The following is a 1,163-nucleotide window of genomic DNA, read 5'->3' as shown; positions in this document are numbered from 1 at the left end:
GCGCCTTGCGACAGCTATCAGCTTATCAAAATCAATAAACTCTGACCGGGCGTCGTCATCCCATTGCGCATCGGTTCTCGAAACCTTGTCAGGTGATAACATATGCCCTCGCAATTTATTTGCGGTCAGATCTTACGATCACTCGATATCAGGTGCCCGTAGGGCTGACACTCGGCGACGTCACGAATGTTGAAAAGTTCTGGGTGGTTGAGGATCGGTTGGTCGATCCACCACCGCCGCCGTTGAATCCGGCCGGCGCATTCGTCCCCGTTGCAGCGTCTCCAGCTGTCGCGCCGGAACCGCCGTTCGTCGCGCCGCCGCCGCCAATACCACCTGCTCCACCGCCGGCTCCGCCGCCCGCACCAGCCCCACCGAGGGCAGCGGTCTGAACGTCGTTCGAGGCGGCCAGGAATGCGGTCACCACGTCGGCCAGGTTGGAAGCTGCAACCTTCTGCTGGATTTCGGCGGCATATTGCGGGTTGGATGCAACGCAGGCGCGGGCCGCGCGGGCAAGTCCAGCGCCAATCGCGGCCTTCTGATCCTTGGTCGCAGCATTGGCAAGCGCAATCAAGGCATCAATCGAGTTGCTGCTCGAACCAGCCAGGGCGCGGGCGCGAGTGGCAAGCGGCAAGCCGCCTGTCGGATAGGTTGCCAGCAGCGCCGGAGGATTGTCGAGGAACGAGGCCACCTCGTCGGGGCTCAACGCGGCCGGGGCCTGAAAGCAGGCGCCACCGGCGGCCGGTGTAGCGGCTGCCGTCGTCGGCGCGGCCGGTGCAGGGGCAGCCGCGGGTGCTGCAGGAGCAGGAGAAGCGGCCTGGGCAAGTGCACCCGTTGCGCCAAAACATACAATAGCGGCGGCCAAAGCGGCTCCAAGGCCGGCATTGCGCGCCTTCTTAAATTTTGCCATCGGTGGTCTCCATCAAAGAATTAGTTAACGTTAAGTAAAGAACTACACGACGAAACTATTTAGTTCAATCGGCCTGTCCTATTCCTCTTCGGTTATGATTAACCTCCGAGGATATTCAAATCATCAGTTTAGATCTCTGATTGAATCTCGTGTCGAGACTGTATCGGATGTTGTACCGGCAGCGGTTGATGTAATGGCGTTGGCGATATCGAGGAACTTCAGGAGTTCGACGGAGCCGGAATTGCCGGTGTAGAGG

General features: G+C 59.8%; 1 protein-coding gene. It reads right to left on the bottom strand.

What is annotated here, in order from left to right; genetic code table 11:
* Positions 1-148 precede the first annotated feature (148 nt).
* Positions 149-907: a hypothetical protein gene (locus DTW90_RS37530; protein WP_188080202.1), complete on the bottom strand. Its 759-nt coding sequence runs from the start codon at positions 905-907 to the stop codon at positions 149-151.
* Positions 908-1,163 lie beyond the last annotated feature (256 nt).

Origin of the sequence: Neorhizobium sp. P12A, assembly GCF_008365395.1 — a bacterium.
GTDB lineage: Bacteria > Pseudomonadota > Alphaproteobacteria > Rhizobiales > Rhizobiaceae > Rhizobium.
Note: the sequence above shows the minus strand (reverse complement) of the source record. Positions and strands in the feature narration are given on the sequence as shown.